Here is a 23,819-nt window from a genome sequence, read left to right on the forward strand (position 1 = left end):
GCTAAAGCGGGCACAGTCAAATGTGGGAGCTGGCTTGCCTCGATAGCATCAACTGGGTGTACCTGATGCACCGAGGTGTCTGCATCGCAGGCAAGCCAGCTCCCACAGAAAAGCAGAGCTGCATCCGCTTCAGATTTGGCTTTCGCTCTGGATCTTGCCTTTGCTTTTAACACTCAAGCCGGCCGGGAGGCCGCTGTGCTCTTGCTTTTGATCTTGATCTGCTGGCCCCGTTAACCACGATGGCCGCAAGTAGGCACGGTGGAGCGGGTAAATCGGCAGGGATGCCGATTTAGCCGCGCCGGGCCAATGGATGGCCCGTCGCGGCGGCCCGCGGTAATCGGGCCGGAGTGCGGGCATGCCGAGCCTAGGCGAGGCACCGAGTGGTGGGGCAAAGACCTTTTGGTTACTTTTGGGGCGGGCGTTTGCCAAAAGTGACCCGCTGTAAGAGCGGAACCATAAGCAGCCGTTACCTAAATAACGGATATGTACTCAACCCAAAAACCGCACCCCGGGCTTAGCACGCTCATCCACCGTCAACTCAAAAATATCCGGCCGGGCATAGTGCCCAACCACATCATAGTCATACCGCGCCCGCGCCAAATCATCCGTATCAATCCGCGCCACCAGCAACCCCGCCCCACCGAGCAATGGCCCGGCAAGAATGTCCCCCATGGGCCCGACAATCACACTGCCCCCCGCGATCAAAGGCCGATCCACCGGCCAGTTCGCAATCTCCACACCCAACGCCTGGGGTGACGCCTGCACCTGACACGCACTCACCACAAAACACCGCCCCTCATGGGCAATATGCCGCATGCTCACCTGCCACATTTCCCGCTCATCCACCGTCGGCGCGCACCACACTTCCACGCCCTTGGCGTACATCGCCGTGCGCAACAACGGCATCATGTTCTCCCAGCACACCGCACCACCGATGCGCCCTACCGCCGCATCAATCACTGGCAACGTCGAGCCATCGCCCTTGCCCCAGATCAGCCGCTCAGTGCCGGTAGGCATCAATTTGCGATGCTTGGCCACCAACCCGCCCACCGGCTCGAAATACAGCACCGTGCAATACAGCGTGCTGCCACTGCGCTCGATCACGCCCAACACCAGGCTGGCCCCGGTGCGCGCCGACAAACCGGCCAGTGCTTCGGTCTCCACACCCGGCACATCAATCCCATTGGCAAAATAACGGGCGAAGGCCTCACGGCCTTCAGGCAGGCGATAACCCAGCTGGGTGCCGAAACCTTCACCCTTGGGATAGCCCCCGAGCAACGCTTCGGGCATCACCACCAGTTGCGCACTGCTGCGCAGGATTTCGTCCTCGTAGGACAGGATCTGTTCCAGGGTCTCAGCCTTGCCACCCGGCAAGGAACCGATTTGCAGCGCAGCCACGGTAGAAACAGGCATCACGATCACTCCGAATCAATGGGGGTTGCCCATTCTCCGGCCAGCGGCAATCATGAATAAAGCCCACTTCGCTGCTAACTGATATGAGCCAAATGAATATCGTAAACGTCGATCTCAACCTGCTGAAAACCTTCGAGGCCCTGCACGACGAGTCCAGCGCCAGCCGCGCCGCTTTGCGCCTTGGCGTCACGCAGTCGGCGATCAGTGCGGCGTTGCGCCGGCTACGGGATGTGTATGGCGATCAATTGTTCGTGCGCACCGGTCGAGGCCTGGCGCCGACCTTGCGCGCCAACCAGTTGAAACCGGTGATCAGCGAAGCCCTGGATCGCTGCCGCCAAAGCCTGGCGATGGTCGACCCCCAGGGCAGCCAGTATCAGGGCCGCTCTGTGGTGCTGGGGCTATCGGATGATTTCGAGATCGCCTACGGCCGCCGGCTGATTGAAGAGATCGCCCGGCGTGCGCCGAAGCTGCGGCTGATTTTCCGCCAGACCCACAGCCAGATCGTTGCCAGCGCCCTGCTCGACCGCAGCCTGGACCTGGCGATCACCGCCGGCGGGTTTGCCGAGCGCCGGTTGAGCCGGCAGGTGCTGGGGGAAGGCCATTATGCGTGCCTGGTGGACCCCGCCAGCCTGGCGCCGGGGCAACCGGCCATCGACCTCGACGAGTTCGTGAAGCGCGAGCATCTGCTGGTGTCATCTGGCGGGTTTATCGGGATTACCGACGAGGGCCTGGCCGCACAGGGGCTGAGCCGGCACGTAGGCGCCTCAACCACGCACTTCGCGGCGCTGCCGTTCCTGCTCAAGGGCAGCCAGGCGGTGGCAACGATTCCCGGTCATGCGGCCCAGGCCATCGCGCAGATGACCGGGCTGAAGGTACTGCCCTGCCCGCTGGCCTTGCCGCGTTACCCGGTGGAGCTGGGCTGGCGCACCCAGGCACAACTGGATCCGTTGCTGCTCAAGGTGCGCGAAGCGATCGAGGCTTGTTTTACTTCGCCGCCATCAGGCGATTGACTTCACTGCGCACCATGTTGGAAAACTCCGGCGGTGACATGCCGTCCAGTTCTGCACGCACCCACTCGGCCCATTTGCCCTTGCGCTTGGCGCGCTCGCCAAACAGTCGGGCGGCCTCGCCCTTGGCCTTGCCCAGGTTGCTCTGCCACAGGTCGTAGAGACGGGACTTTTCATCTTCCAGCGCGGCGCGCTCGGCGAGGGGCTTGTTGGCCAGATTGAAGCTCATGTTGAATTACCTGCTGCACAAATAGGTGACATCTTACACTGTAGGTCGAAATTTCCTGACCTGGATTTCACCTAAGCTGACCGTAGGAAAAAAACTGCAACTTTTGCCTGCTTCAAACACTCCATTCTTCATCAAGCGCATTCATTGCCACATTCACCCGCAAGGAGTTAACCCAATGGCCCGCAAATCTGCCGCCCAAGCCGTCGAAGACCAAATCAAGGATCAAGCCTTCAGTGAACTGACCGCGCTGATCGAAGAATCGGACAAGCTGCTCAAAAGCAGCGCGTCACTGGTGGGAGAAGAAGGCGAAACCCTGCGTGAGCAGGTCGCCATCAAGCTCAAGCAGGCACTGGACTCGGTGTCCAATGTGCGCGAGCGCAGCAAGCCGGTGGTGGATGCCACCGAAACCTATATCGGTGGCCATCCATGGCAGACCGTAGCGATTTCCGCCGGGTTTGGCCTGGTGGTAGGCCTGTTGCTGGGCCGCCGCAACTGATGTGATGTAACGGCTGCGCCCTCCCTGGGCGCAGCTCGCTTCACGCCTGTGCCAATACCCGCAACCGGCTTAATTCTGCCGTTTCTATCTCAATCCCCCCTGCCAGCGACTTTGTCCTTGTGCGATGACGCCGGTCCCCCGGCAAACGCCGCAACCCCGCCGCATGCATCTGCCGCACCAGTTCCTGGCTGCGCTCGGCGAAGCTCTGCCCGGCGGTCTTGCTCGGGTCGATCACAATCAGCAGTTGGCCGGTCCATGGGGTGCGGGCGCCCGGGTGATCGGACCAGTTGAACTCAAACGAGAAGTTACCGCCCGTGAGGGCTGCCGCCAGCAACTCGACCATCATCGACAGGGCCGAGCCCTTGTGCCCGCCAAACGGCAACAGTGCGCCGCCTTCGAGGATCGCCTTGGGGTCCTGGGTGGGCTGGCCGAGGCTGTCCACGCCCATGCCGGGTGGCAGGCGTTCGCCCTTGCGCGCGGCAATCTGCACGTCGCCATGGGCAATGGCGCTGGTGGCCAGGTCAAACACGATCGGCAGGCCATCGGCGCGGGGCGCGGCGAAGGCAATGGGGTTGGTGCCGAACAGCGGGCGGTCGGCGCCGTGGGGCACCACGCAGGTCATGCTGTTGACCACGCTCAAGGCCACCAGGCCCTCTTCGGCGAAAGGCTCCACATCCGGCCAAAGCGCCGCGAAGTGGTGGGAGTTATGAATGGCCAGCAGAGCAATCCCGGCACTGCGGGCCTTCTCCACCAGCAGCGGGCGGGCGGCTTGCAGTGCAGGCTGGGCGAAACCATTACCGGCATCAACCCGCACAAACCCGCTGGCCACATCCTCGACCACCGGCACCGCCTTGCCGTTGACCCAGCCACTGGCCAGGGTCGAGACGTAACCGGGAATACGGAATACACCGTGGCTATGGGCACCGTCGCGCTCGGCGCTGGCGCAGTTCTCGGCAAGCACTTGGGCCACGTCGGCCGACGTGCCATGGCGCACGAATACCTGGCGCAGCAGGTCAGTCAACTGCGCATAACTGAGTCGCTCTGATGAAGACTCGACATCCAAAGGCGATGCAGACATCTGAAGCTCCCGTTTAATTATTGGAATGGGCAACAGCGTACAAGAACCGGTCCGTCGATTAGACAGGGTTTGCCCCGTGGCTGTCGACAGGGAGTGCCAGACATATCTAGCCCCTTGTGGCGCCAGGCCTGGATAGGTTGCAGGCCTCTACCCCTTCAAGGACCCGGATGATGAGCCACACCCCACTCCCCTATTTTTTCCCCGAAGCCCTGCGCGTGGACTGGAGGGCACTGGAGCGTGAGCGCCAGTTGAACATCGACAGCCGGGACATCGAGTTTCTCGGCAAGGTGTTTTTTGCCAGCGACGCAGGCCGTCGCCAACAGTCGCCGCCAATGATTGCGCAGCGCATCTGGCTGAATAAAAGTGCCGCCAACGCCGTAGAACTGGCGGGCAGCTTCATGATGAGTCCACCAGCGCCTACCCGCACGCCTGGCTCTACACCCCGTACGGCGGCCTGGAAAAATTCGACAGCCCCACCCACGTGATCACTGCGTTGACCCAGCGCTTGAAAATCCCCGCCGACGCTACGCGACTGCTGTGCTTCCTGCCCTTGCAACAACAGGCATCGCAGGTGCTGGACAACAGCTTGGTGCTGACACCGGAGACGATGCTTGATGATGTGTGGGGTGAACAGGAAAAAACCCTCAAGCGCTATCAGCAGGAAAATCGCCAGGCACTGTTGGCGGAGTTGAAACAGTTGCCGCCATTGGGCACCCTGCTTTCACAGCTGCTCGAAAGCATCTGCCGCCCACTCTTCCCCGGGCTCGCCCCCAGCGAAGCCCATGTCAGTTTTTTCGCCAGTCCCCCCCCCCGGGCACGCGGTGCCGCGCTGGCTCGACTCGTTGCAGCTCAATGACGCCGTGCTGTTGTATTACCGTGAGCAGGCTTGGCCAGCCGGGCAAACCCGGACGTTTTTCCATCCCAGGCGGCCTGACGACGCCAAAGACCCCGACCGCAAGGCCCGCGACGCGCAGCGTTGGGAAAGCGCGATCAAGCAAGCGGCCGGCCAACTGATCCCGTTCCTGCACAGTGCACTGGAGACGTTCTGGAACACCGAGATCGCGCCGGGCGTTTCACGTCGGGCCTGGTTCGCCCAGGCCATGGCGGCCAATGCGCGCCTGGATCTGTTGTTCAAGCGCCAGCAATCCATCATCAGTCCAGAGCAAAGCCTGGCATTGGCAGCGCTGTACTCATCCCAGGCCCCGCTAGGCGGCCAGACACTGCAGGTGGAGAACGTGAAGATCTGGGAGCAGCCAGCCAACGCCGTCGAACTGGCCAGCACCTTGATGATCGGCAACTCGCAGACCTTTCTCTACACCCCCGACAAGGGTTTGCAAGTACTCGGTACCTACGACGACCTGATAGACACCCTCAAGGCCATGGTCAAGGCGCCAGGGTATGAAGACGACCTCTACAACCTGATGTCTCTGGAGGAGCGGGCGTTGTTTGTCGGGCTCAAGACGCCGCAGTTTTCCGGCACTCCCATCGCAGGCCCTGTGTTTGAGCAGGTGCTCGAAGCCATCATCGGCAAGCAGCAACAGAACCTTCGCTACGCCCTCGATCTTTACCGGCGCACCCGCGCTGGCATTGACCCCTCGGCCTTGTTCGATTACGCGCTGGATGTGCGGTACATGATCGACAGCCACCTCCCGGGCCTGGATACAGCCGGACGCTGGACGCCCCATTCGGTGCTGGCCGACCCGACCCGACCGGTGTCACTGGCCGGCGACCGGGCTGCCCTGCTGCACAAGCAGATGGTCGACATCCGGGACTCACTGGCAGCCCAGGTGCACGCCCAGCCCACACTGGCCAACACCGTCCATCAGGCACTCACCTTAGAGTTCAACCGCCGGGGCCTGACTGGCCAGGATCCCGGGAAGATCTACGTCAATCGATACGCCGCCGGCGCAAGCGCGACCCACGCCACTGCGCCCCTGGAAAGCCAAAGCCTGCGCAGTTACTTTCTTGCGCGCCTGATACAGGGGCGCGGGCCAATTCCGCAAACGCCGCACTACGGCCTTTATGCCAATCAGGGCAGTGGGCCCGCCACACCACTGGCCGGCCTGGACATATCGCAAGCCAACGCCGTTCTCGATGCCGCACTGATCAAGTTTCATCACTACAACATCACCGATATTCCCCGCGAACACCTGGAACAACTCAAGGCGCCGATGGCCCATGCCATGGCGGTGGCGATCCAGGGCGAAGCCAGGCTCAGGCGCCTCAACCACAGCCTGGACGCCCGTGATGAATCGATCGTGCAAACGGTGTTTGATCTTCAACACTCTGATCGCCGACGGCGCCAGGGCCTGGGTGGCTTCATCCCGGATGCCTATGCGTTGACCGTCGAACCCGAGGGCCTGATGCAACGGGTGCCCCTGGCCCATTGCCTGATGCTCACCGAGCGCGGCGGCCTGGACCCGTCCCACTCAGGCCGGGCCGTGCTGTGGACGCCGGCCCGCGGCCTGGAGAGTTTCGCCAACGTCAGCCAATTGCAGACGGAACTGCAACGACGACTGGCCGCCCCGGACCTTCGCTGGCAGCTACTGGCCAATCTCGACCCGCGCTATCGCAAGCCGCACCAGGCCTGCCCACTCGGTCAGTTCATGCTGATCAGCGGCGCGGTCGCGCAAGACCGCCAGCAGTCCTGGATTGATCACTACAGGGCACAACGGGCCCACTGCCTCAGCCTGACGCTACCGGGAGACGCCTTGCTGAAGCGTCTCGGCGAGCTGGAAAAGGCCTTGCCGGCCAACGACCTGGGCCACGCCTCGCAAATCGCCCAGACCTTCTTGGCACAGCAATCACTGCCCGCCTGGTTGGGGATGGCGTCTGTCAGCCAACAGCGTCGCCATGTGGAAATCCTTGAGCAATACCGCCATAGCCTCACGGGTGACAAAGACTACCTGGACGATTTCCTGTCGCTGCCACAGTACGTTGGCAGCAAGCTCGGCGAGCTGTTGCAGGCCTATGACGTACGCCCCCAAGACGTCTATATCCTCCCCAAGCTGGTGTTGGCCGGCCAACGGCAGAACCTGGTGGACTACGCCCTCAATCACATCAGCCAGCAAGCCGCTGCGTTCGAGGTAGCGTCCACGGCCGCCGGCCTGACCGCGACTGTGGTGCGCCAGATACTCGCGCGCCTGCCGCTCAAGCAGGACAACCAGGCCTATCTGGCCGAAAGGCTCACGCCGGGCAAGCCAGGTGCCGAAGCACGGGAGCAGCGATATATCCGGCAACTGCCCTGGCAGCTGCTGCAAAACGCCCACGCGCTGACGCTACAGGAACTGTTATCGCCTTCGGGATTGAGCCTGATCGAACAAGTCCTCGACATGCCGGATGCAATCGCCCGTGCAGCGGTCAGCGGCGCAACCTCGACTGTCCGTCCCCTGGAGTTGATCGCCACGGCGGGCGCCCGCACCATCAAGGCCCTTGGGGTCTACCTGATTAACGCCGCCGCAAAGGCACCGCTGGTGATGTATGCGCCCTACGGGCCGCAGCAGGCGTTCCAGGAGTTCGAAAACGAGGCGGCTTTAATCCGCCGCCTCAACCTGCCCGGCCCGTTGCAGGACTGGGTGATCGCGCGCCTGCCAGAGGCTGAGCAAGCCACGTATAGAAACCTCTGGGCCAGCACGGTCGGGGAGTTCTCGGAAATCACCCTGGCGGACAATCCGATCAAGGGCCACGTGCTCAAGCAGTTGTACCGCGACAACATTGAATTGATCTCGAGCCTGTTTGAACAGCAAACCCAGGCCAATGGCCGGTCATCCTGGGACACCCTCAAAGCCCTGTTCAGCCGTGGACTGCAACAAGCGCCAGCGTTGCTGCCGGGCAAGCTGGTGGTGCCGTTGGTGATCTGGCAAAGCTACACACTGTTCAAGGCCTCTGCCGAAGACTTGCAGCAACACCGATGGCGCGAGGCACTGCAAACCTTTATTGGCGGGGTCGCGCAAATGGCTTCCATACGCGCATTGATGGATGAATCACCCACGCCTGGCGCCGCGCCACCGCAGCCCGCGCCGACGCAAACAGCCAGTGCCTGGCAAGACATCGATATCACCGCCCAGGCCCGTACCCGGCTGCAAGCGTACGAAGCCAGCGACATCAGCCTGGAGGGCCTGACGGCTGGCAACTCGGGCGCCTACACAACGACGGACAACCTGCATTACCTGCCTTGCGCAGGCAAGGTCTATCGGGCCAAACCGGTTGATGGCCATTGGCGGCTTTTCAGTGCACGGTCCAAAGGACCGTTTGTGCGACTGGATGCCGAGCGTAAATGGACCCTGGATCCGGACGCCTCGGTTCGCCGCCACGGCCCTGGCTGGAGTGCCATGATGGAACGCCGTCAGGTGAGGTCAGAGGTGGATCGGGTGATGAACGTCGAAGCCCGAGGCCTGGCCGAGATTCGGCGTGTTGCGCCCCACAGGGCCCAGGCGATCGTCGAGGCACTGGACCTGGCAACCTTCTACCTGCACAACTGCCAGCAGAACCTGAAACTGCTCGACCACCAATACCCGCCCGTGACCCGGGTGCATCGCTTCATCAACCGCTTCTTCGGCATCCCGATAGACGCCGACACCGGCCCGGCCAAGTTTCCGGCAGTCCTCGCGCAAAAGCTCATGGACACGGTGACCGCCCTCCTCGATGAGGCACTGGAGCCGACACTTTACTCGCTCAACTCCCGGCGTTTCGTCTCCGGTGCGCATACTTCCGAACCCGAACGGCATTGGGCGTTTACCATCGACGGCGACCCGGATCGGCGCATCTACCTCACTGAAAACTTCTTCAACCCGCCTACGGCCGATTTCGAAGGGCGCCTGATCAGTCACTTCGACCAAAGAGCCCATGCCCGGGCGGCTACGTTGATTCATGAGTTGACCCATATCGTGAGCAAGACCGCCGATGTCACCTACCTCAATTCCACCTCGCCTTTTTCCGACCTGATTGAAGTGCAGACCCAAGCCGGGCGCGATATTCAGGACTGGCTGCGCAACGTGCAGGAGAATGCGTACTCGATCAATACGCCACTGGGGCAATTGTTCAAATCATCGGACGCGTGGGGGGCTACCGGGTCTGATCTGGGAACCGATCCGGAAGATGACTACATCAAGCGGCAGATTCTTGCCACAACCGGCGGCGCGGACTTGAGCAGTGCACGGGGAATTTTCAAAACCAACCTGACTCGGCGGTTCAACACACAGATGGATAACGCCGACTCACTGACCTTGCTGATCACAACCCTGGGGCGCCAGCTGGACCCTGTGCCTTCGATTGCCCAAGCCACACCCTGTCAGCTCATTCAGTCTTTCTGATCACGCAACACATTGCCCGACTCACCGTCGATGCGGAACTCATAGACGACGCCATCGGCCTTGCGCCCCTCACCTTCCCAGTAGCCGTCGTTATCGGCTTCGATCTTGTAGATCTCGACGTAGCCGGCCTTGGTCTTGGCGGTCTCGATGGCTTTTTCAATGGTGATCCAGCCTGCGCCTGGCTTGTACGCGAGGGCGACACCGGCACTGAGCAGGGCCGAGGTTGCAACGATGGCGGCTAAGGTTTTCTTAAGCATTTTCGTGCTCCATTAGGGATTGAGTGTTAGCGGTCCTGATTTTTAGGGCCTTGCAGACGAGAATTAGTTCCAATTGATGTGCATTCGCCATGATGGTTGTTCTCGCCGTCCTGCTGTGGAGGTTAGAATGTGCGAAATCAGGATGAGTTAATGACAGATAAGTCCCTATCAGAAGCCGAATATGACGCCATCACCGATGCCGCTGCGCACTGGTGCATGCGTCTGCATGCCAGCGATTGCACGACCGCCGAGCGTCGCGCCTTCGAGCAGTGGCACGATGCGCATCCACTGCATGCCTTCGAATACGCGGCGATGCTGGAAATCTGGGACGTTGCCGATCACCTGCCCCGCAGCGAACCGGCCCCTGCCGTGGTGCGACTCCAGCCTCGCCGCCGTTCAAGCAACTACGCAATAGCGGCGGCGATATGCCTGGTGGCCTTGCCACTGGCGGCCTTTACCGGCTGGGAAGCCGGTTGGTTGCCCAGCTCCTATAAGCACTACGAAACCGAAAACAGCCTGCGCCAGGTCACCCTCGATGATGGCAGCCAGGTGGAACTGAACCTGGGCACCGAGTTGGTCTACAGCCATTACAAAGACCAGCGCCGGGTCACCCTGAAAAAAGGCGAGGCGTTTTTCAATGTCAGCCATGACCCGCAACACCCCTTCATTGTCCACGCCGGAGACGGTCAGGTTCGGGTGACCGGCACTCAGTTCAACGTGTGGAAATACGAAGACCATGTGCGGGTCATGCTGCTGCAAGGCTCGGTGCTGGTGAGCAGCGATGACGCCCACAGCGGCCTGCGCCTGTCGCCCGGGATGCAGGCCAGCTACAACCGTGGCGACGCCAGCCCCCTGGCCCAGCCAATTGCCCCGGGCGACACGGCCCTGGCCTGGCGTGACGGCAAGCTGATCCTCGACAACCTGGCCCTGGCCGACGCGTTGCCGCTGATCAACCGCTACTTGAGCAAACCGGTGATGCTGGCCGACGCCGGTACCGGCGCGATCCGCATTGGTGGCATCTACAACATCAACGAGGTGTCCAACCTCGTCCCCTCCCTGCCCAAGGTCCTGCCGGTCTACCTGACCCAGAACCAGGACGGCAACCCCGTACTCAATTCGATTCCGCGTAAAACACCCAAGGGCTGATCCTGGAGACAGGGCGCATGCTCTCCTCCACGGACGTTCTCTGCCTGGAACTGTCCACTTTTGAAACACTTGCACCGGCTGAGCTGACAGCCGGCTGCGGGCTGCCAGGTTTATGGCGGCCGGTGTTTCATTCCTGAGACAGCTGCCAGGCGAGTTGAATTCAGGCCTGTTGTCTCACCTTTGAAACACATCCCGCCGTCCTTTCTTTTTCATCGATCCCAACTAATTGAATTTCTTCATAAAATCAAAAGCGGCACAGCTCCTGCTCTATTCCTGACAGCGCTGTTTAGGGTCAGCGCCAAGAATAAGGAATGCCGTCGTGAAGACACTTCATACAGGCTCATTGAGCCTTCTGCTGATCAGCTGTGTACTGAGTACCAGCGTGAGTCTCCCAGTGCTCGCGGCAGGCGACGGCGTGATCGTGATTCAACGCACCGTCCACGGCCACATGGCCGGCCGCTCTGCCGGCGTCGATCCCAACCCCACTACCGTGAACGCCAACCCGGCGCCCCAGATCCTGCGGGCCACCAGCGAACTGAGCGACAACGATTACGCCAACATCAGCAGCGGTTCCAGCATCACTCGCGCCATCCTGCCTGGCGGCAACCTGCCCGGCCTGACCAACAACGGTGGCGGCGCGGGTCTCGGTGGTGGCGCAGCGGCCGGTCATGGCGGCGGCTCCAGTCTCTCCGGCCAGATCAACGGCTCAATTTCCCGCGGCATGGCGCCCCTGAACAACATCGGCAGCCTGATGGGGGGCCAGTGAGATGAAACATTCCTGGTTATTCCTCGCGATCCTGGGCTGCTCGGCCGCCATGGCTGACAACAGCGCAGTGATCGACAACTCCGGCAAGCAATACAACGGCGTCGTCTCGATCAACCAGGCGGCCGGCGATCAGCAGCAACAACTCAACAGCCGCGCCATTTCAGCAGGCACTAACACCCAGGCTGGCGGCTCGATCAGCCAGACCCTCGGCGGCGCACCCGCCGACCGCTCCCAGAACGCCAACGTGGCGATCCAGGGCAATTCTTTCAGCAATGGCAGCGGTGTACTGGGTGTCAACCAGTCGGCCGGGGCCAACAACCAGATGATCAATGCCGTGCGGATCAGCGTGAACGCTGGCCCGCAAAGCATCGACGACAGCGCCATGTCGCAACAGAACGTGGCGCTGTCACCAAACTCAGGGTTCACCTCTACCACTGGCAGCCGCCAGGTCGTCACAAGCGACCAGGCCTTCACCGGCAGCCGTGGAGTGGTACAGGTGAATCAGAGTGCCGGGGTGGGGAACCGCATGGCTAACGCCCTGAACGTACAGATCCAATGATTCATTGGAGCTTGAAGCTGGACCGTACCAACACTTAACCAACTAATTAGAAGCAAGGGGAAATACCATGAAAACTACAATGGCTCTTAAACCACTGGCCTTCGCTCTCGCTGCAATCGTCGCCAGTGCCGCACACGCCGGTGGCTATCACCACCCTAAACCTGCTCCTACCTCGGTAGTGGCAGCGGTTTCCGATGCACAGTCGAGCCACGACAACAAAGTGCTCAACCTGGGCACCCAGAACAACGCATCGGCCAACAACTCGTTGAACGGCAGCAGCGGCAACGCCCAGGCCAACATCGCCGCCGGTGACGGCAACCAACAAGACAACCAGACCGCCATTGCGGCCGGCGATGCGGCTACCGTGTTTGCCCTGGGCACCATTACCCAGGACAACCACAGCAACACCTCGATCCAGGTGGCTACCCACAACAACGCGTCGCTCAACAACTCGGCCAACGGCAGCTCCGGCAACCTGGGTGTGAACGTTGGCGCGGGTAACTTCAACCAACAGAAAAACCAACTGGCAATTGCTACTGCCAATGGTGCCGCCGCCGCTGCATCGAGCAACACCACTCAAACCAGCGTCGACAACACCTTCCTCAATACCGTGGCCACTCAGTCCGGGCACTGGGGCAGCACCACCTACCTGCCTGTCGTGAACAACGCCAGCGCCAACAACTCGCTTAATGGCTCTTCGGGCAACCTGGGCGCCAACATTGCTGCAGGCGTGGGCAATCAGCAGGGCAACACCACTGTGATTTCCTCCGGCGTACGTTTCTGATGCAACGGGGCCTTGGCAACAAGGCCCCTTTTTATTCCAGTGTCCATCAGGCCATTCGATCATGCGGATCATCGCCCTCACCCTCCTGTTATTGCTCACCGGCCCGACCTGGGCGGGGCAAATGGCGATTGCTGCCATGCCCGGCGGTGGCGTGATCTTCAAGAAGGTCGAGAGCATCCGTGAACGCAAGTTCGCCAACCTGGTGGAACAGAAAACCGATTTCAGCTGCGGTGCCGCCGCCCTGGCCACCATCCTGCGCCAGGCCTACTGGATGGATGTGGATGAAGACCACATCATCAAAGGCATGCTGGTCAACGCCGATCAGGACCTGGTCCGCACCCAGGGCTTCTCCATGCTGGACATGAAGCGCTACCTGGAAAGCATCGGCATGCGCGCCCGGGGTTACCGGATCAACGCCGACACACTGCTCACGGTGAAAATCCCGGTGGTGGTGCTGCTGGAGATCCGTGGCTACAAGCACTTTGTGGTGATGCAGCGTGCCGACAAGGACTGGGTCTACATCGGCGACCCGGTATTGGGTCACAAACGCTATGCCAAGGACGACTTCGTCAAAGGCTGGAATGGCATCGTCTTCGCCGTACTGGGCGAAGGCTATGACAAGACCAACGTGCTGCTTGACCCGCCCACGCCGCTGACCGCAAAAAACAGAATCAATGAGTTCAGTCCGGTTCGGGACAGTGAGTTGATGGACTTCGGTTTTATCCAGAGCGACTTCTTCTAGAAGCGCAATAAGGAGCAGGACGCTCCAGGAGCAAACGATGAACACTTACCGTTGGCTGACGGTCATGTGCCTGGCAGCCTCAATGCCCGCTTACGCGTCATCGGTGTTCAAGCCGATTGAAATAAGGGACTCGGAACTGGCCGACTTGCGCGGCCGCTACGTGATGCCGGGACGGATCATCAGCTTTGGCATTGTGATGAGCAGCACCTGGACCAATGCCGCCGGCGACAGCGTGACCGGCTCGGCCAGCATGAACGTCAACGCATCGACCGTCACCCCGCAGTTTTATGTGCAGGTAACCGACAGCCCCACCAAAGTCTCGCCCAACCAGCCAAATGGCACCGGCACGGTGGTCGGTGGCGCGGGCCTGGGCAGTGGCCAGGGCGTGACCCAAAGCGTGCGCGCCGCCGGCGATGGCAACACCGCCAGCAATAACGTGAATATCAATGTGAACCAGAACGGCTTGTCACCGGCCAATATCGTGCAATCCGGGCAAGCGCTGGTGGCTGGCCAGTCGGTCACCGGTAGCACCGGCGCCGGCCAGGTTACGGTATCGGCTGCCAATGGCGGGCTGCAAATGGCGATCCTGGCCAACAACAACCAGGGCAACTCGTTGCAGCAGATCGGCGCCGGTAATGTCCTGCAAGGCACGGTTTTGCAGGGTAACAGCAACTTTGTGAGCAACATGACGCAGCTCAATGTGGTGCTGGGCAACAACGGTTTGAACAATTTGGGGCAGAACCTCAACCTGAATCAACTCAAGGGCCTACGCCCTAACGGATATTGAACTACGCTGTGCCTCGACACTTGCGCATTAGAAAGGGACGGCTTATTTCATGCATCGATCGCTATCGCTCCGGGCTGTAATTTGTTTAAGCACGCTCCTGCCCGCATCCATCTTGTATGCAGCGCCGGACGCCGACATCGACACGTTGAAAAAGGAATTGCTGGAACTCAAGCAACGCTACGAAGTGCAGCAAAAAGCACTGGCGGTGCTGGAACAACGGGTACGCCAGGTTGAAGAGCAGCCGGCGGCCCCGCCACCGAAACGCCTGGCCAAATCCCCGGCAGATTTCCAGAAAGGCGGCAACACGGTGGCCGGCAACACGCCTGGCGTCGGCGCGGCTGCGGCCTCGGGCGGTGCAGCCGGTGGCGCATCCTACGGCCAGTCCCTCAAGGACGATTCAGCCCCGGCGCAGAGCGTGAGCAACCTGTACAACGAAGCCAGCGGATTCTTTGGCAACGGCAAGTTCAGCTTCGAAACCGGCGTGACCTATTCCCGTTATGACGCGCGTCAGCTGACCCTCAACGGCTTTTTGGCGCTGGACTCGATCTTCCTTGGCAACATCAACCTGGACCGGATCAAGTCGGATAACTGGACCGTCGACCTTACGGGCCGCTATAACCTCGACAACCGTTGGCAGTTCGACGTGAACGTACCGGTGGTGTACCGCGAGTCGACCTACCAGTCCGGCGGTGCCAACGGCGGCAGCGGCACGGCGACCTCGGAACAATCGGTCACGCGTAATCCAACCATTGGTGACGTCAACTTCGGGATTGCCTACAAGTTCCTCGACGAGAGCGTCAACCTGCCGGATGCGGTGGTATCGGTGCGGGTCAAGGCGCCCACCGGCGAAGACCCGTTTGGCATCAAGCTGATCCAGTCGCCTAGCAACACCAACCTCTATGTGCCGGAAAACCTGCCGACCGGCAACGGTGTGTGGTCGATCACGCCGGGGATTTCGCTGGTCAAGACCTTCGACCCTGCGGTGCTGTTTGGCTCGCTGTCGTATACCCATAACATCGAGGACTCGTTCAGCGATATCAGCTCCAACCCTGTCGAGAAAGTCCCCGGCAAGGTACAGCTGGGCGACAGCTTCCAGATCGGCGCAGGCGTGGCGTTTGCGTTGAACGAGAAGATGAGTATGTCGTTCTCGGTGTCCGACCTGGTGCAACGCAAGAGTAAGCTCAAGCCGGATGGCGGCGACTGGCAGTCGGTGGTTTCCAGCGACGCCAACGCGGGTTACTTCAACGTGGGCATGACGATTGCGGCGACCGACAACCTGACGATCGTGCCGAACCTGGCCATCGGGATCACGCCGGATGCGCCTTCGTTCAGCTTCAGCCTGAAGTTCCCGTACTACTTTTAACGCATGACAACGGGAAAAGCCCCGCAACGATAAGGGTCGTTGCGGGGCTTTTCGGTTTACCCGCCCTAGCGGATCTGGTGTTTGTGCAGCAACCGGTAGAACGTCGGCCGGGAAACCCCCAGCACACGGGCCGCGACACTCAGGTTGTCGCTGTGCCGGTTGAGCACATCGCACAGCGCCTGACGTTCGGCACGGTGCTTGTAATCTTCCAGTGTAGCCATCGGCAGCGCGATTGCCTGCTGGCTTTGCAATCCCAGATCAACGGCTTCGATTTGCCGCCCTTCAGCCAGTACCAGGCCACGCCGCACGCGGTTGGCCAACTCCCGCACATTGCCCGGCCAACCGTGCTCGCCCATGGCCACCAGCGCGTCTTCACTGAAGCTGCGGGGACGCCGGCCGGTTTCCTGGCTGTAGAAGTGTGAGAAATGGTTGGCCAGCATCGCCACGTCACCATGGCGCTCGCGTAACGGCGCAGTCACCACTTGCAGGACGTTGAGCCGGTAATACAAGTCTTCCCGAAAGGCGCCCTTTGCCACCGCGGCTTCCAGGTCAACGTGGGTGGCTGCCAATACGCGTACATCCACCGGAATCGGCTGGCTGCCGCCGACGCGCTCGATCTGTTTTTCCTGGAGAAAACGCAGCAGGTTGGCTTGCAGTTCCATGGGCAAGTCGCCGATCTCATCGAGAAACAACGTGCCGCCATGCGCCGCCTCGATCCGCCCGATCTTGCGCTGATGGGCGCCGGTGAAGGCGCCCTTCTCATGGCCAAACAGTTCGGACTGGATCAGGTGTTCGGGGATCGCCCCGCAATTGATCGCCACAAACGGCTTGGCGTGGCGCTGGGATTGCCGGTGCAAGGTGCGGGCGACGAGTTCCTTGCCGGTGCCGCTGTCGCCGCGAATCAACACCGGGGACTCGGTCGGCGCCAGTTTGGCGAGCAGTTTGCGCAGTTCGCGAATGGGGCGGCTGTCGCCCAGCAATTCATGTTCCGGCTGGCCGGCAGGCGCGTTGTTGCCCTTGCCCCGCAGGCGCGCCATGCCAAAGGCGCGGCCCAGGGTGACCTGCACCCGGGACACATCGAACGGCAAGGTATGAAAGTCGAAGAACCACTCGCAGACAAAATCGCCGACATTCTGCAGGCGCAGCACTTCCTGGTTAAGCACGGCAATCCACTCGGTGCCGCTGCGGCTGATCAGCTCCTTGACCGCTTCAGGCCGCTCCAGATGGAATGGCTGCAGGCGCAACAATCCCACGTCGCAGGACCGCTCACCCACCGACTCAAGGGCACAGCTGTCTACGTCCCACCCCGCTGCGCGCAAACCGGGTAATAGCCGGTGGCAGTCATCACAGGGATCGACCACAAGCAGGCGGCGCGGGGCAGGTGTTACAACCATGACTATTCCTTGGCGTCAAAATCGTTAAAGTTATTTAAAAACAGTTATTTGGAAAGCCTGTTGGTAACCCTAGCAAGATTTTGACGCAGCCTTTGTACCTATTCGTTATAAGCCGCGTACAAATTTGCCGTTTTCGGTCAGCCGGGTGCGGTCAATTGCCGCGGCGTAACTTTCATGAGGCTTTCAAAATAGCCCCTTACATGACTTTAATCAGGGAAAGTTAAAAAATCTTCTTCTAACATGTGACCCGTACCCGGTGATCGTGCATCAGTACAAGTAACCAGTCGTTAGGCACGCCCAACCAACGGCTTTCACTTGAATGGGCATTTAGAGAGAAGACCCCATGAACGCCCCGCTCCGCATCAACGAAGCTCTTTTGATCGCAGACCGTGCTTTCCAGCCCTTTCAATGTGTGGCCTGGCACGACGGCAACGGCGCCCTGAGCCTGAGCGTCATCGACCGCACCAATACCCGCATCGGTAGCAAGCAGCTGTCTTCCAGCACTTATTCCGACCCGGCACAGCTTGAGAACTTGCTGTTGCAAGCCCGTGCCGAACTCGACAAAGATGGCTATCAGTTGCAATCCTGGGCAATGCCCAAGTAACTGAAACTCGTGCGGGGCGGCATCAGAAAGTGTGCCGCTGGACTGCGCAGTATATTGACCCGTAATAACACGAGTAGAGAGTCAGCTATGCAAGTTGAAACTTTGCATAGCTGACTACTTATTAGTGGGGTTGCCAATCAATCGGCCGAGAGAATAAACCGCTCTATGGCTTCCGCTGCACCGTCATCGACATTACTGCCGGTTACGACGCTGGCTTGGCGCTTGACCACTTCTTCGGCCTGGCCCATGGCGATCGACAACCCCGCCACGTGAAACATCGCCGGGTCGTTGCCGCCATCGCCGATGGCCGCCGTCTGTTCCAGCGGCACACCGAGGTGCGCCGCGAGGGTCTTCAAGGCTTCGCCCTTGTTGGCCTTCATCGCGGTCACATCCAGGAACACCGGTTGCGAGCGGGACACTTGCGCCAGCCCTTCGACTCTCGGCTGCAACTGCGCCTCGAGTTCCACCAGCAGTTGGGTATTGGTACTGGCCGCCACAATCTTGTCGACCCGATCCAGAAACGGCTCGAAGCTCTCCACGACGATGGCTGGATAGCCCAGGCCATGTTCCTCGCGAACCGCCATCGGCCCGCCAGGATCGCGCCGCAGCCAGTCGCCGTCGGCAAACAGCCAGACTTCTACGTCCGGCTGCGGCGTAAATAAAGCCAATGCCACCAGCGCCGCTTCTGCCGGCAAGTGATGCGCCACCAGAATACTGCCGTCGGGATTGACCAGCGTGCCGCCATTAAAGCCGGCGATGGGCACATCGACGCCCAGCGCTTCGACCTGCTGACGCATGGCCTTGGGCGGTCGCCCGCTGGCCAGGCTGAAAAACACCCCGGCCGCGCGCAAGGCGCGAACCGTATCAATGGTGCGCTGGCTGAGGCTGTGATCCGGATGCAGCAACGTGCCATCCATATCACTCAACACAAAGCGGATGGGTTGACTCGGCAAGTCGCTCATCCGAGGCTGTGCCAGGTACGGCCATCGCGGGCCAGCAATGCATCGGCTGCCGCCGGGCCATCCTCACCTGCCTTGTAGGCCTGGATGCCGTCATCCTGCTTCCACGCATCGAGGAAAGGCTGCACCGCACGCCAGCCGTTTTCGATGTTGTCGGCGCGCTGAAACAAAGTCTGGTCGCCGGTCATGCAGTCGTAGATCAGGGTTTCGTACCCCGTCGACGGCTGCATTTCGAAGAAGTCCTTGTAGGCAAACCCCAGTTCCACGTTGGCCATATCCAGGGTCGGCCCGGGCTTTTTCGCCAGCAGGTCGAACCACATACCTTCGTTCGGCTGGATCTGGATCTTCAGGTACGTCGGCTTGAGTTCATCGACCTCGGTATCACGGAACTGCGCGTAAGGCGCCGGCTTGAAGCAGATGATGATCTCAGTGTCGCGGATGCTCATGCGCTTGCCGGTGCGCAGGTAAAACGGCACACCCACCCAGCGCCAGTTGTCGATCATCACCTTGAGGGCGACGAAAGTCTCGGTGCTGCTGTCGGGCGCAACGTTGGCCTCTTCGCGGTAACCCGGCAGTTGCTTGCCGGCGACTTCACCGGCGGTGTACTGGCCGCGCACCGAGTTGGCCCGTGCATCTTCCAGCGACCAGGGCCGTATGGCTCCGATCACCTTGGCCTTCTCGCCCCGCACCGCATCGGCGCCAAAGGCGGCCGGCGGCTCCATGGCGACCATCGCGAGCAACTGGAACAGGTGATTGGGCACCATGTCCCGCAACGTGCCGGTGTGTTCGAAGAAGCTGCCACGGGTTTCCACGCCGACGGTCTCGGCGGCAGTGATTTGCACGTGGTCGATGTAATGGTTGTTCCAGAACGCCTCGAACAGCACGTTGGAAAAACGGCTGATCAGGATGTTCTGGACGGTTTCCTTGCCCAGGTAATGGTCGATGCGATAGATCTGCTTCTCGCTCATCACCTTGAGCAGGCAGGCGTTCAGCGCTTCGGCGGTGGCGAGGTCGGAGCCGAAAGGCTTTTCGATCACCACCCGGCGGAACGCCTCCGGGGTTTCTTCGAGCAAGCCGGCAGCGCCGAGGCGCTGCACCACTTCGGCGAAGAAACGCGGCGCAGTCGCCAGGTAGAACACCGCGTTGCCAGTGCCACTGTCAGCGATCTTCTTGCCTATGTCGGCGTAGGTGCTGTCGTCGAGGAAGTCACCCTCGACGTAGCTGATGCCCTTGGCCAACTGGGCCCACAGTTGCGGGTCCAGGGCGTCCTCGCCATTGCCCTTGACCTTGCTCGCGGCCTCGGTGCGAATGAAGTCCTCGAGTTTCTTGGCGAAATCGGCGTCGCTGATGGCGTTGTGATCAACGCCCACGATGCGCAAGCCGTTACCCAGCAGTCCATCACGACTGAGGTTGTACAGCGCCGGCATCAGCAGGCGCTTGACCAGGTCACCATGGGCACCAAACAGAAACAGGGTGGTGGGCGGAGCGGGTTCGGCCTTGGGTTTCTTGCCGTTGGCGGTCATTTTTTGGGCGTCTCCACATGGCCGCCAAAGCCGAAGCGCATGGCAGAAAGCATTTTGTCGCCATAAGTACTTTGCTGGCGGGAGCGGAAGCGCGCGAACAGCGAGTTCGACAGCACCGGAACCGGTACCGATTGCTCCATGGCGGCTTCGATGGTCCAGCGGCCTTCACCACTGTCGGCGACCGAGCCGGAATAACCGTCGAGCTTGGGATCGGTGGCCAGGGCGTCGGCAGTCAGGTCCAGCAGCCAGGACGACACCACGCTGCCACGACGCCAGACTTCGGCGATGTCGGCGACATTCAGGTCGAAGCGCTGGTCTTGCGGCAGGTTTTCCGAGTTCTTGGTCTTGAGGATGTCGAACCCTTCGGCGAAGGCCTGCATCATCCCGTACTCGATGCCGTTGTGGATCATCTTGACGAAGTGCCCGGAACCGGCGGGGCCCGCGTGGATATAGCCGCGCTCGGCACGGCTGTCAGCGGCAGCAGAACGGTCCTTGGTGCGCGGGATGGTACCCAGGCCCGGCGCCAGGCTTTCGAAAATCGGGTCCAGCAGCTTAACGGTCTCGGCGTCGCCGCCGATCATCATGCAGTAGCCGCGCTCCAGGCCCCAGACACCGCCGGAGGTGCCGACGTCGACGTAGTGCAGGCCTTTTTCCGACAGGGCCTTGGCCCGGCGGATGTCATCCTTATAGAAGGTGTTGCCACCGTCGATGATCACATCACCGTCTTCCAACAGATGGCTCAATTCTTCAATGGTGTTTTCGGTCGGGTCGCCTGCCGGCAGCATCACCCAGATCGCCCGAGGCTTTTGCAACCCGGCCACCAGGCCCGCCAGGTCGGCAACGCCCGTGGCGCCCTCGCCCGCCAGACCTTTTACGAATGCTTCATTGCGGTCGTAAACCACGGTGGTATGCCCATTGAGCATCAGGCGCCGCGCAATGTTGCCACCCATGCGGCCTAGTCCAATAATCCCCAGTTGCATGTGCTGATGCTCCTTACTACGAATAAATGTGTGTCACAGTTTATAGCGCAATGAGGCTAATGAGGGTTAGTCCAGAGCGGATTGGCATAGTTTCATGACAAAAAGTGGCCATCCTTTAGCCTTCAGTGGGTTAAAAGTCACAACGACCATCAAAAATAAAAAAGTTCCATTCACTTAAAAAAGAATTCAGAATTGCCCCGACTGTTGCCGAGGGCCTCGAATCAAGCGCTCTGGCACCGCGATACACCGGCTATTTGCGAGGTAAGCAATGCGCACTGCACACATGACCCGTCCGCCCCAGACCCTCTATGTCACCCTTCGCCGCGATGAATTGCGCCAGTTAAAAGACGAGCGCGATCAACTGCAGCAGGAAGTCATGCGTCTGCGCTCGCACTTGCAGGGCCAGCTCAATCAGGCGTCCGGCACCCAGCCCGCCGTTTGCTGAACCTAAGCTGAACGAACCGTTCAGGAATAACTCACGAAGTTTTCACATCCTCATCCCGATACTCCCGCCGAATCGGGCCGCGCCACGTGCGCAGGCCCTCTGTTGGCGTGCATCCCTGCGCGCTGACACTGAAAAATTCTCGGGTTGGAGCGCTGGATGGCGATGTTCAAACGCAGCACTACGTCTGCGAAAGGTTTTGATTGGGCCGGCCTCGGCTGGATGTTCCTGTTCTTCTGGTATTTCTCGGGCATTACCCAACTGCTGATCCAACTGACCGGCACCTCCGGCTTCAGCGGTTTCCGCCAGGCATTTTTCATGAGCGCCCTGTGGCTGGCGCCGATGCTGTTGTTCCCGCGTCGCGCGCGCCTGGTGGCAGGCTTGATTGGCGTGGTGCTGTGGGCCTGCTCCATGGCCAGCCTGGGTTATTTCTTCATCTACCAGCAGGAATTCTCCCAAAGCGTCATCTTCATCATGTTCGAGTCGAACATCTCTGAAGCGGGCGAGTACGCCACCCAATACTTTGCCTGGTGGATCGTGCTGGCGTTCATTGCCCACACCGCCATGGCGATTTTCCTGTGGACCCGCGTACGCCCGGTTTACCTGCCACGTGGCCAGGCCATGCTGGCGGCTGCCGCAATCGTGATTGCCATCGTCGGTTACCCCCTGGTCAAGCAGATCGCCAAGAGCGAGACCATGGAACTGGCCATCGATCGCTTTGAAACCCGCATCGAGCCGGCAGTGCCATGGCAGATGATCGTCGCCTACCGCCGCTACACCGAACAACTGGATAACATGCAAGGCATGCTGACCAGCGCCAGCAAGATCCCGCCCCTGACCAACCTCAAAGACAGCATGGCCGGCCAGCCGTCGACCCTGGTGCTGGTGATCGGCGAGTCCACCAACCGCCAGCGCATGAGCCTGTATGGCTACCCGCGCAACACCACACCGGAGCTGGACAAGCTACGGGACCAACTCGCGGTGTTCGACAACGTCATCACCCCGCGCCCGTACACCATCGAAGCACTGCAACAGGTGCTGACCTTCGCCGACGAAGAAAACCCGGACCTGTACCTCAAGACCCCGTCCATCGTCAGCGTGATGAAGCAGGCCGGCTACAAGACCTTCTGGATCACCAACCAGCAGACCATGACCAAGCGCAACACCATGCTCACGACCTTTTCCGAACAGGCCGACGAGCAGGTGTACCTGAACAACAACCGTAACCAGAATGCGCGCCAGTACGACGGCGACGTGCTGGAGCCGTTTGCCAAGGCGATGTCCGACACCGCCGAGCGCAAATTCATCGTGGTGCACCTGCTGGGCACCCACATGAGCTACCAGTACCGCTACCCGCCGACCTTCGACAAGTTCACCGACCGCCAAGGCGTGCCCGAGGCGATCAGCGACGCGCAGTTGCCGACCTACAACAGCTACGACAATGCAGTGCTGTACAACGATTTCGTAGTGTCGAGCCTGATCAAGGACTACGCCAAGACTGACCCCAACGGCTTCCTGCTGTACCTGTCCGACCACGGTGAAGACGTGTTCGACTCCGCCGGCCACACCACCCTGGGCCGTAACGAAGGCAAGCCGACGGCGCCGATGTACACCATTCCGTTCATGGCCTACGCATCGCCCAAGTGGCGTGAAAGCCATGACTGGAGTTTTGCCGGTGACTTGCAGCGGCCCTACACCAGCTCGCAGCTGATCCATACCTGGGCCGACATGGCAGGGTTGAGCTTCGATGAACTGGACCACAGCAAGAGCCTGGTCAGCGACAGCTTCAAGCCTCGGCCGCGGCTGATTGGCGATCCCTATGCACGCCAGCAAAAACCGCTGATTGATTTCAGCCTGATCAAGCCCAAGCAAAACGACGCCGCCAACGTGGTCCTCAAGTAGCTTGAATCCCCCGGGTTTCATCCGCGCAATGCGGTGAAACCCGACTTGGCCGCCAGCGCAAAGATAATAATTATTC

Annotated in this window: 23 protein-coding genes; 15 read left to right on the top strand and 8 right to left on the bottom strand. The window is 60.7% G+C overall.

What is annotated here, in order from left to right:
* Window positions 1-489: 489 nt before the first annotated feature.
* Complete coding sequence (locus D109_RS0111660) at window positions 490-1,413, bottom strand: carbon-nitrogen hydrolase family protein (protein ID WP_026077900.1); 924 nt, start codon at window positions 1,411-1,413, stop codon at window positions 490-492.
* 92 nt (window positions 1,414-1,505) lie between these two features.
* Here D109_RS0111660 and D109_RS0111665 point away from each other — a divergent pair, with 92 nt between their 5' ends.
* Complete coding sequence (locus D109_RS0111665; protein ID WP_026077901.1) at window positions 1,506-2,423, top strand: LysR family transcriptional regulator; 918 nt, start codon at window positions 1,506-1,508, stop codon at window positions 2,421-2,423.
* Here the strand turns inward: D109_RS0111665 and D109_RS0111670 are convergent.
* Complete coding sequence (locus D109_RS0111670) at window positions 2,398-2,649, bottom strand: hypothetical protein (protein ID WP_003217960.1); 252 nt, start codon at window positions 2,647-2,649, stop codon at window positions 2,398-2,400. The two genes, D109_RS0111665 and D109_RS0111670, sit on opposite strands and share 26 nt — an antisense overlap.
* Before the next feature lie 175 nt (window positions 2,650-2,824).
* Here D109_RS0111670 and D109_RS0111675 point away from each other — a divergent pair, with 175 nt between their 5' ends.
* Complete coding sequence (locus tag D109_RS0111675) at window positions 2,825-3,145, top strand: YqjD family protein (protein ID WP_003217958.1); 321 nt, start codon at window positions 2,825-2,827, stop codon at window positions 3,143-3,145.
* Between the two features lie 40 nt (window positions 3,146-3,185).
* Here D109_RS0111675 and D109_RS0111680 read toward each other — a convergent pair whose 3' ends face one another.
* Window positions 3,186-4,223, bottom strand: a complete 1,038-nt coding sequence (locus D109_RS0111680) for an Ldh family oxidoreductase (protein ID WP_017477044.1) — start codon at window positions 4,221-4,223, stop codon at window positions 3,186-3,188.
* Between the two features lie 170 nt (window positions 4,224-4,393).
* Here D109_RS0111680 and D109_RS1000000134900 point away from each other — a divergent pair, with 170 nt between their 5' ends.
* The 3 genes from D109_RS1000000134900 to D109_RS1000000132310 are packed head-to-tail and all read left to right on the top strand — an operon-like array spanning window position 4,394 to window position 9,535.
* Window positions 4,394-4,708 carry a hypothetical protein gene (locus tag D109_RS1000000134900; RefSeq protein ID WP_032868492.1) on the top strand — a complete coding sequence of 105 codons (315 nt, stop codon included), beginning with the start codon at window positions 4,394-4,396 and terminating at the stop codon, window positions 4,706-4,708.
* The gene (locus tag D109_RS1000000134905) at window positions 4,705-5,079 is read left to right on the top strand and encodes a hypothetical protein (protein WP_032868494.1); all 375 of its coding nucleotides are present in this window, start codon (window positions 4,705-4,707) and stop codon (window positions 5,077-5,079) included. Before D109_RS1000000134900 ends, D109_RS1000000134905 begins: the two co-directional genes overlap by 4 nt.
* Window positions 5,045-9,535: a DUF6543 domain-containing protein gene (locus tag D109_RS1000000132310; protein ID WP_256219490.1), complete on the top strand. Its 4,491-nt coding sequence runs from the start codon at window positions 5,045-5,047 to the stop codon at window positions 9,533-9,535. Before D109_RS1000000134905 ends, D109_RS1000000132310 begins: the two co-directional genes overlap by 35 nt.
* On the opposite strand, the gene D109_RS0111690 is transcribed toward D109_RS1000000132310, so the two are convergent.
* On the bottom strand, window positions 9,523-9,792 hold the full coding sequence (locus D109_RS0111690) for a PepSY domain-containing protein (protein WP_017477045.1): 270 nt from the start codon (window positions 9,790-9,792) through the stop codon (window positions 9,523-9,525). The two genes, D109_RS1000000132310 and D109_RS0111690, sit on opposite strands and share 13 nt — an antisense overlap.
* Before the next feature lie 150 nt (window positions 9,793-9,942).
* On the opposite strand from D109_RS0111690, the gene D109_RS0111695 reads away from it, so the two are divergent.
* From D109_RS0111695 to D109_RS0111725, 7 genes are all read left to right on the top strand, one after another.
* The gene (locus tag D109_RS0111695; protein ID WP_017477046.1) at window positions 9,943-10,938 is read left to right on the top strand and encodes a FecR family protein; all 996 of its coding nucleotides are present in this window, start codon (window positions 9,943-9,945) and stop codon (window positions 10,936-10,938) included.
* A 319-nt stretch (window positions 10,939-11,257) separates the two neighbouring features.
* On the top strand, window positions 11,258-11,704 hold the full coding sequence (locus D109_RS0111700) for a hypothetical protein (protein WP_026077902.1): 447 nt from the start codon (window positions 11,258-11,260) through the stop codon (window positions 11,702-11,704).
* A 1-nt stretch (window position 11,705) separates the two neighbouring features.
* Entirely contained in the window at window positions 11,706-12,263 is a 558-nt protein-coding gene (locus tag D109_RS0111705) for a hypothetical protein (protein ID WP_017477048.1), read from the top strand.
* 79 nt (window positions 12,264-12,342) lie between these two features.
* Complete coding sequence (locus tag D109_RS0111710; RefSeq protein ID WP_017477049.1) at window positions 12,343-13,047, top strand: hypothetical protein; 705 nt, start codon at window positions 12,343-12,345, stop codon at window positions 13,045-13,047.
* A 61-nt stretch (window positions 13,048-13,108) separates the two neighbouring features.
* Window positions 13,109-13,789: a C39 family peptidase gene (locus D109_RS0111715; RefSeq protein WP_017477050.1), complete on the top strand. Its 681-nt coding sequence runs from the start codon at window positions 13,109-13,111 to the stop codon at window positions 13,787-13,789.
* A 37-nt stretch (window positions 13,790-13,826) separates the two neighbouring features.
* Window positions 13,827-14,576 (top strand): hypothetical protein, encoded by a 750-nt coding sequence (locus tag D109_RS0111720; RefSeq protein ID WP_017477051.1) that lies wholly within the window; start codon window positions 13,827-13,829, stop codon window positions 14,574-14,576.
* Window positions 14,577-14,625: 49 nt separating this feature from the next.
* On the top strand, window positions 14,626-15,939 hold the full coding sequence (locus D109_RS0111725; protein WP_026077904.1) for a hypothetical protein: 1,314 nt from the start codon (window positions 14,626-14,628) through the stop codon (window positions 15,937-15,939).
* A 65-nt stretch (window positions 15,940-16,004) separates the two neighbouring features.
* On the opposite strand, the gene D109_RS0111730 is transcribed toward D109_RS0111725, so the two are convergent.
* A complete protein-coding gene (locus D109_RS0111730) occupies window positions 16,005-17,333 on the bottom strand; it encodes a sigma-54 dependent transcriptional regulator (RefSeq protein ID WP_026077905.1) in 1,329 nt (442 codons plus the stop codon).
* A gap of 343 nt (window positions 17,334-17,676) precedes the next feature.
* On the opposite strand from D109_RS0111730, the gene D109_RS0111735 reads away from it, so the two are divergent.
* Complete coding sequence (locus D109_RS0111735; RefSeq protein ID WP_010172941.1) at window positions 17,677-17,937, top strand: hypothetical protein; 261 nt, start codon at window positions 17,677-17,679, stop codon at window positions 17,935-17,937.
* A 137-nt stretch (window positions 17,938-18,074) separates the two neighbouring features.
* Here the strand turns inward: D109_RS0111735 and D109_RS0111740 are convergent, their stop codons facing one another.
* From D109_RS0111740 to gnd, 3 genes are read right to left on the bottom strand one after another with little or no spacing between them, the layout of a single operon-like run.
* Complete coding sequence (locus D109_RS0111740; RefSeq protein WP_017477054.1) at window positions 18,075-18,899, bottom strand: Cof-type HAD-IIB family hydrolase; 825 nt, start codon at window positions 18,897-18,899, stop codon at window positions 18,075-18,077.
* Complete coding sequence (gene zwf, locus D109_RS0111745; RefSeq protein ID WP_017477055.1) at window positions 18,896-20,419, bottom strand: glucose-6-phosphate dehydrogenase; 1,524 nt, start codon at window positions 20,417-20,419, stop codon at window positions 18,896-18,898. The genes D109_RS0111740 and zwf overlap by 4 nt, the downstream gene beginning before the upstream one ends.
* Window positions 20,416-21,423 (bottom strand): phosphogluconate dehydrogenase (NAD(+)-dependent, decarboxylating), encoded by a 1,008-nt coding sequence (gene gnd, locus D109_RS0111750; RefSeq protein ID WP_256219491.1) that lies wholly within the window; start codon window positions 21,421-21,423, stop codon window positions 20,416-20,418. Before gnd ends, zwf begins: the two co-directional genes overlap by 4 nt.
* 259 nt (window positions 21,424-21,682) lie before the next feature.
* Between gnd and D109_RS1000000134575 the strand changes: the two genes are divergently transcribed.
* Together D109_RS1000000134575 and D109_RS0111760 are read left to right on the top strand one after the other, a co-directional pair.
* On the top strand, window positions 21,683-21,844 hold the full coding sequence (locus tag D109_RS1000000134575; protein WP_017477057.1) for a DUF6026 family protein: 162 nt from the start codon (window positions 21,683-21,685) through the stop codon (window positions 21,842-21,844).
* A 156-nt stretch (window positions 21,845-22,000) separates the two neighbouring features.
* Window positions 22,001-23,743, top strand: coding sequence for a phosphoethanolamine transferase CptA (locus D109_RS0111760; protein WP_017477058.1), 1,743 nt, complete (start codon window positions 22,001-22,003; stop codon window positions 23,741-23,743).
* Window positions 23,744-23,819 lie beyond the last annotated feature (76 nt).

It is taken from the genome of Pseudomonas sp. PAMC 26793 (assembly GCF_000313235.1).
Classification (GTDB): domain Bacteria; phylum Pseudomonadota; class Gammaproteobacteria; order Pseudomonadales; family Pseudomonadaceae; genus Aquipseudomonas; species Aquipseudomonas yamanorum.